At 72.1% G+C, this 6,371-nt stretch carries 7 protein-coding genes and 1 riboswitch; of the genes, 3 read left to right on the top strand and 4 right to left on the bottom strand.

Annotated elements, in window-relative coordinates; all coding sequences use genetic code 11:
* Window positions 1–145: 145 nt before the first annotated feature.
* Window positions 146–1,582 (bottom strand): glycine hydroxymethyltransferase, encoded by a 1,437-nt coding sequence (locus ABZS77_RS24595; RefSeq protein WP_354827122.1) that lies wholly within the window; start codon window positions 1,580–1,582, stop codon window positions 146–148.
* 19 nt (window positions 1,583–1,601) lie between these two features.
* Window positions 1,602–1,691: riboswitch (ZMP/ZTP riboswitch) on the bottom strand.
* A 147-nt stretch (window positions 1,692–1,838) separates the two neighbouring features.
* Between ABZS77_RS24595 and ABZS77_RS24590 the strand changes: the two genes are divergently transcribed.
* A complete protein-coding gene (locus ABZS77_RS24590; RefSeq protein WP_354827120.1) occupies window positions 1,839–2,645 on the top strand; it encodes an SDR family NAD(P)-dependent oxidoreductase in 807 nt (268 codons plus the stop codon).
* A gap of 79 nt (window positions 2,646–2,724) precedes the next feature.
* Here the strand turns inward: ABZS77_RS24590 and ABZS77_RS24585 are convergent, their stop codons facing one another.
* The 3 genes from ABZS77_RS24585 to ABZS77_RS24575 form a co-directional block, all read right to left on the bottom strand.
* Window positions 2,725–3,225 carry a hemerythrin domain-containing protein gene (locus ABZS77_RS24585; RefSeq protein ID WP_354827118.1) on the bottom strand — a complete coding sequence of 167 codons (501 nt, stop codon included), beginning with the start codon at window positions 3,223–3,225 and terminating at the stop codon, window positions 2,725–2,727.
* A gap of 80 nt (window positions 3,226–3,305) precedes the next feature.
* The gene (locus ABZS77_RS24580; protein WP_354827115.1) at window positions 3,306–4,175 is read right to left on the bottom strand and encodes an NAD(P)H-hydrate dehydratase; all 870 of its coding nucleotides are present in this window, start codon (window positions 4,173–4,175) and stop codon (window positions 3,306–3,308) included.
* Window positions 4,159–4,890, bottom strand: a complete 732-nt coding sequence (locus ABZS77_RS24575) for a histidine phosphatase family protein (RefSeq protein ID WP_354827113.1) — start codon at window positions 4,888–4,890, stop codon at window positions 4,159–4,161. Before ABZS77_RS24575 ends, ABZS77_RS24580 begins: the two co-directional genes overlap by 17 nt.
* 146 nt (window positions 4,891–5,036) lie before the next feature.
* On the opposite strand from ABZS77_RS24575, the gene ABZS77_RS24570 reads away from it, so the two are divergent.
* Window positions 5,037–5,363 (top strand): hypothetical protein, encoded by a 327-nt coding sequence (locus tag ABZS77_RS24570; RefSeq protein WP_354827111.1) that lies wholly within the window; start codon window positions 5,037–5,039, stop codon window positions 5,361–5,363.
* A gap of 22 nt (window positions 5,364–5,385) precedes the next feature.
* The gene (locus ABZS77_RS24565) at window positions 5,386–6,357 is read left to right on the top strand and encodes a DNA primase small subunit domain-containing protein (protein ID WP_354827108.1); all 972 of its coding nucleotides are present in this window, start codon (window positions 5,386–5,388) and stop codon (window positions 6,355–6,357) included.
* Window positions 6,358–6,371: the final 14 nt, after the last annotated feature.

Below are 6,371 nucleotides of genomic sequence, written 5' to 3'. Positions count from 1 at the left end.
CCCCGGAACAAAAATAGCGCCCACCCCCCAGCCCCCCCCACCCATACCCCCCCCCCCGGCCGGTGCCCCCCCCCCCCCCCCCCCGGCCCCCCCCCCCCCCCCCCCCCGGCCCCCCCCCCCCCCGGGTCGGGCCGCGACCGTGCGGTCAGGCCAGGTCGATCCCCGGGTAGAGGGGGTGGGGGGCCAGCAGGTCGGTGGCCTGGCGGGCGACCTTGTCGGCCAGGGCCGGGTCCAGCGCGTACTTGGCCTTGGACGGGGTGCCGTCGCTGTTGGCGGCGGCGGTCGTCTGGGCGAGCACGGTGTGGATCAGCTCCGCGGTCTGGTCCATCTCGGCGGTGCCCAGGCCCCGGGTGGTCAGCGCCGGCGTGCCGATCCGGATGCCTGAGGTGTACCAGGCGCCGTTCGGGTCCTGCGGGACCGAGTTGCGGTTGGTGACGATGCCGGAGTCGAGCAGTGCCTGCTCGGCCTGCCGACCGGTGAGCCCGTAGCCGGACACGTCGATGAGCACCAGGTGGTTGTCGGTGCCGCCGGTGACCAGCGTCGCGCCCCGGCGCAGCAACCCGTCGGCGAGCGCCTGCGCGTTGTCCACGATCCGCTGGGCGTAGTCGGCGAAGTCGGGCCGGCGGGCCTCGGCGAGGGCGACCGCCTTCGCGGCCATCACGTGCGGCAGCGGGCCACCGAGCACCATCGGGCAGCCCCGGTCCACCTGGTCGGCCAGCTCCGGCTGGCAGAGCACCATGCCGCCACGCGGACCGCGCAACGACTTGTGGGTGGTGGTCGTGACGATGTGCGCGTGCGGCACCGGGTCGAAGTCGCCGGTGAAGACCTTGCCCGCCACCAGGCCGGCGAAGTGCGCCATGTCGACCATGAAGGTCGCGCCGACCGAGTCGGCGATCTCCCGCAGGATCCGGAAGTTCACCTTCCGGGGGTACGCCGAGTAGCCGCCCACCAGGATCAGCGGCTTGAACTCGCGGGCGGCCTCGGCCACCCGGTCGTAGTCGATCAGCCCGGTCTCCGGGTCGGTGCCGTAGCTGCGCTGGTCGAACATCTTGCCGGAGATGTTCGGCCGGAAACCGTGGGTGAGGTGACCGCCGGCGTCCAACGACATGCCGAGCATCCGCTGGTTGCCCAGCTCGCGGCGCAGCGCGAACCAGTCGGCCTCGGTGAGGTCGTTGACCTGGCGGACCTGGGCCTTCTTCAGGGCGGGGGACTCCACCCGGTCGGCCAGCACCGCCCAGAAGGCGACCAGGTTGGCGTCGATGCCCGAGTGCGGCTGCACGTACGCGTGCGCGGCGCCGAACAGCTCCCGGGCGTGCTCGGCGGCGAGCGCCTCGACGGTGTCGACGTTCTGGCAGCCGGCGTAGAAGCGACGCCCGACGGTGCCCTCGGCGTACTTGTCGCTGAACCAGTTGCCCATCGCGAGCAGCGTCGCCGGGGAGGCGTAGTTCTCGCTGGCGATGAGCTTGAGCGACTCCCGCTGGTCGGTCAGCTCGGCGCCGATGGCGTCGGCCACCCGCGGTTCGACGGCGCGGATCACCTCGAGGGCGCTCCGGAATGCGGTGGACTCGGCGTTGTGCGACATGCGACCTCCAACAGACGTGCGGGAAGGCCCAGGCGCTCGGCAAACGTCCTCGTGACGGGGCCGCTCCCCGATGGTTGTCCATCCCCACGCGCCAGTAACGGCCCGAGCAGATCCTACCGGGCCGGGCCGGGCGTCCCCGGTCCGACCTCCGGACGCGACCCGCCGACGTGGTTGGACGGCCCGCCGCAGGGCACTCGGTAGGTGTCTGCCGCACCGGGCGGTGCGGTCACCGTCCGCACGTGAGGGAGTCGACACCATGACCACACCCACCTCCGACCGGCCGCTCGCCGTCGTGACCGGGGCATCGAGCGGGATCGGGTACGAGTTGGCGGCGCAGTTCGCCGAGCACGGCTTCGACCTGGTCATCGCCGCGCCGGACGACGGGATCGACGCGGCGGCACAGAAGCTGCGCCGCGACGGTGGCCCGCAGATCCGCCCGGTCCGCGTCGACCTGGCCCGTGAGCAGGGCGTGGAGGACCTGGTTGCCGCCGTCGCGGCGACCGGGCGTCCGCTGGACGCGCTGGCGCTCAACGCCGGTCGGGGCGCCGGTGGCGCCTTCGTCGGGGGCACCGAGCTGCGCGACGAGTTGGAGATCGTCGACCTGAACGTGCGCTCGACGGTGCACCTGGCCAAGCGGCTGCTGCCCGCAATGGTCGAGCGGGGTACCGGCCGGGTGCTCTTCACCTCGTCGATCGCCGCCACCATGCCGGGGCCGTTCCAGGCGGTCTACAACGCGTCGAAGTCGTTCGTGCAGTCCTTCGCCGAGGCCCTGCGCAACGAGCTGAAGGACACCGGTGTCACGGTGACCGCGCTGATGCCCGGACCGACCGACACCGCGTTCTTCGACCGGGCCGACATGCGGGACACCCGGGTGGGCTCCGGGAAGAAGGACGACCCGGCCGAGGTCGCCGCCCAGGGCTTCGCCGCGATGATGAGGGGCGACCAGACGGTCACGGCGGGTTCGCTGTTGAACAAGGTGCAGACCGCCGCCGGCAAGATCATCCCGGACAAGCTCAAGTCCGAGCAGCACCGCCGGATGGCCGAGCCGGGCTCGGGCGACTGACCACGGAAAGGCCGCGGGCGCGGTGGCACACGGCGAGGGCCCGGCAGCACGCCGGGCCCTTCGTCGTACGCGGTGTGGTTCAGGCGGTCACCGCGTCGATCGCCTTCTTGATCGCCTTCGGGTCACTGGGCGTACGAGGGGCGTCCGCCCGCAGCGCGATCATCTTCTCGCCGATCTCCTGGAGCTGCTTGCGGCCCAGCGCCTCGCGCACCTTCGGGAACCACTCCTCCTCTTCCTCCTCGACGTGGTGCGTCACGTTCTCGATCAGCACGGTCGTCTTGGCGTTGAAGCGTTCGTCGTCGGCCTTCATGCTCGCCAGTTCGGCGCAGAGCACGTCGGCGACGTGGTGTTCCTCGTACGACTCGAGGATGTCGTCCTCCAGGTCGGGCAGCAGCCGCCGGACCTCCGGGTACATCACCTCGTTCTCCAGGTAGGTGTGCACCGTCAGGGCCTCCAGGATCTGGTCCACCAGCTTCTGCCGCTGGCTCGCCGGCCCCTCCTCGGCGTCCTGGAAGGCCTTGAACAGGCGCCGCATCTCCTTGTGGTCCTCCTTGAGCAGGACGATGGCATCGTTCGACACCGGTATGACCTCCCTGAATCTTGTCTGGTGTGCTTCCGGTACCCCGACGTTGAACAGCGGAAACAGGAGAAAACGCCCGATCAGACCATGGCCAGGGTGCGGGGGATCTCGTCGAGCAGTTCCCGGGCCAGGAAACCGATCCGGCCGTACCGGGGGATCAACCGCTGGCCGCTCACCGCGTGCGCGAACGAGCCCCAGCAGGCCGCCTGCGCGGGGTCCGCGCCGCGTGAGAGCAGCCCCGCCAGCAGCCCTGCGAGCACGTCACCGCTGCCGGAGGTGCCCAGCCCGGCGTCGCCGCTCTCCTCCCGCCACCCCCGCCCGTCAGGCGTGGCCACATGCCCGTACAGCGACACCACCGCCTCGTACCGGACGGCCAGTTCGGCCGCCTCGGCGTCCAGGTCGTCGCCCGGGTCGCGGCCCAGCAGGTGCCCCGCCTCGGTGACGTTGGGGGTGAGGACCACGGGCCGGCCCGAACCGACCAGCAGGGCCGGGTCATGGCTGAGGGCGCCGAGCGCGTACGCGTCGAGCACCAGCGAGGTCTGCGGCCGGGCGGCGTCCATGACCAGGCTCAGCAGACGGTTCGTCTCGTCGATCGCCTTCAGGCCGGGGCCGAGGGCCACCACGTCGGCCTGCGCGACAAGCTCGCCGAGCTGGCCGTCCCGGTCGGCGGCGACCGCGCCGTCGGGTGTCTCGGGCAGCCCGACCACCAACGCCTCGGGCACCTCGATGCTGAGCGTGGCGGCGGTGGACTCGGCGGCGGCGAGCTGGAGCACCCCGGCGCCGGCGCGCAGGGCGGCCACCCCGGCGAGCAGGACGGCGCCCGGGGTGAACCGGGAACCACCCACCACCAGCACGGTGCCCCGGCTCTCCTTGCCGCCGGCCGGCACCGGCAGCGCCCAGTCGCGCAGCAGCCCCGGCGTGATGACCTTGACGTCAGACCGGCTCGGCATGGATCTCGTCCTCCCTGGTGGCTTCGGCGCCCTGCCGGTGCAGGTGCTCGACATCGTTGAACATGCTGAGGACCAGCCGGTCGTCGTCGTTCGCGGACCATTCGGTGATCGAGCAGTTCGCGATCACCTGCTGCCGCGTGAGCGCCATCAGCTCGTCCTCGGTCAACCCCTCCACCAGATAACGAAGGAGGAAGACCAGCGCGTCGTGGCCGAAGAGCAGCACCCGGCAACCCTCGTGGTCACGGCGCAGGTCGCCCAGCAGCGTCCGCAGTCGTAACGCCACGTCCGTCCACGACTCTCCGCCCGGCGGCCGGTAGTAGAACTTGCCGAGCCGGGTCCGACGCTCGGCCTCGTCCGGGTAGCGTCGCCGTACCCCGTGCCCGGTCAGCCCGTCGAGGATGCCCAACTCCCGGTCGCGCAGCCGCTCGTCGCGGTGCACCGGGATGTCGGTGCCGGCGAGCGCCAGCCGCGAGGTCTGCACCGCCCGCAGGTACGGCGACACCACCGCCACGTCCGGGCGCTTCGCGTCCGGCAGCCCGGCCAGCCAGCGGCCGGTCGCCCTCGCCTGGTCCTCGCCGGTCGGGGAGAGTGGCACGTCGGCGTCACGGTGGGTGAGGTCTATCAGCTCCGCGCCCGAGGCCTCGGCGTGGGTCGCCGCGACGTTCGCGGTGCTCTCGCCGTGCCGGATGATCCAGAGCGTTGCCAGTTCCGCCATGCCGACCCCCTACCCGGGCGCCGCCGACGGTAACCGCGCGCCTGTCCCGCCGTACCGGGTCGGTTCGCCGCCGGGCGGTGCTGTCGGCTTCGGGGCAGCGGCGCGACGGGTAGACGGGCGACAATGTCCGCCTACGGGGGTGGACGATGACGGTCGTACGAGGTCTGCGGGAAGCGCTTGTGTTGTTCGTGATCGCCGTGGTTGTGGTCGCGATCGCGGCGGCGCTCTGGGTGGCGGTCGCCGGCGGCGACTACACGAATCGGTTGGGCATCGCGTTGATGGTGGTCGGGGCACTGTCCGGCGTGACCGGTGACCTGACGCTGAGTCGGATCGGCATGCTCGACGCCCGCTCGGCCTTCGGTGTCCCACCGGAACGCGAGGAGGCCGGCGGCGCGCGCGTGCTCACCGGGGTCGGCATCTTTCTCTTCGTCGGGCTGCCGCTGATCCTGGCCGGTGTGCTGCTGACCACCTGACCGGCGTCGTACCCTCAGGGGCGTGGCCACGGCGGCGGAGGAGATCCGGGTGGGGGAGCGGCTGGTCCGCGTCTCCAGCCCCGACAAGCCGTACTTCCCGGAACGCGGGCTGACCAAGCTGGACGTGGTGCGGTACTTCCTGGCGGTGGGCGACGGCATCCTGCGCGCCCTGCGGGACCGGCCCACCATGCTGGAACGCTGGCCGCGCGGCGTCTTCGAGGGCGCGACGATCGCCACCCGGCAGACCAACCGGGGTGACGCCTTCTACCAGAAGCGGCTGCCGGCGGGCGCGCCCGAGTGGGTGCGTACGGCGCACATCACCTTCCCCAGTGGCCGTACCGCCGACGAGGTCGCGCCCAGTGAGCTGGCCGTGGTCATCTGGGCGGCCAACCTGGGCACCCTGCGCTTCCACCCGTGGCCGGTCAGCGCCACCGATGTGGAACGACCGGACCAGCTGCGCATCGACCTGGACCCGATGCCCGGCGTCGGGTTCGAGCAGGTGGTGCCGGTGGCCCGGGAGGTGCGGGCGTTCCTCGCCGAGCTGGGCCTGACCGGCTACCCGAAGACCACCGGCGGGCGGGGCCTGCACGTCTACCTATCGATCGAACCGCGGTGGAGTTTCGGCGAGTGCCGTCGGGCTGTGCTCGCGTTGGGCCGCGAGATGCAGCGCCGACTGCCGGACCTGGTCACCACCACCTGGTGGCGGGAGCAGCGGGACCGGCCGGTCTTCGTCGACTACAACCAGATGTCGCGGGACCACACGATGGCCTCGGCGTACTCCATCCGGCCCACGCCCCGGGCGCTGGTGTCGGCGCCGCTGGACTGGGCGGAGCTGGACGACGCCCGGCCGGAGGACTTCGACGTGCTGTCGGTGCCGGCCCGCTTCGCCGAGCGGGGCGACCCGCACGCCGGTCTGGACGGCGACCGGTTCTCGTTGGAACCGCTGCTGGAGCTGGCCGACCGGGAGGGCTTGGAGGCCCCGCCCGAGCGGTGAGCCCGGCGGCGGTC

It is taken from the genome of Micromonospora sp. NPDC005298 (assembly GCF_040607375.1).
GTDB lineage: Bacteria > Actinomycetota > Actinomycetes > Mycobacteriales > Micromonosporaceae > Micromonospora.
This window is presented reverse-complemented; position numbering and strand designations above follow the sequence as displayed.

Excerpts from the sequence above, each read along its gene's own strand:
- ABZS77_RS24595 (WP_354827122.1), bottom strand. The coding sequence starts at position 1,582 with ATGTCGCACAACGCCGAGTCCACCGCATTCCGGAGCGCCCTCGAGGTG.
- ABZS77_RS24590 (WP_354827120.1), top strand. The coding sequence starts at position 1,839 with ATGACCACACCCACCTCCGACCGGCCGCTCGCCGTCGTGACCGGGGCA.
- ABZS77_RS24580 (WP_354827115.1), bottom strand. The coding sequence starts at position 4,175 with ATGCCGAGCCGGTCTGACGTCAAGGTCATCACGCCGGGGCTGCTGCGC.
- ABZS77_RS24575 (WP_354827113.1), bottom strand. The coding sequence starts at position 4,890 with ATGGCGGAACTGGCAACGCTCTGGATCATCCGGCACGGCGAGAGCACC.
- ABZS77_RS24570 (WP_354827111.1), top strand. The coding sequence starts at position 5,037 with ATGACGGTCGTACGAGGTCTGCGGGAAGCGCTTGTGTTGTTCGTGATC.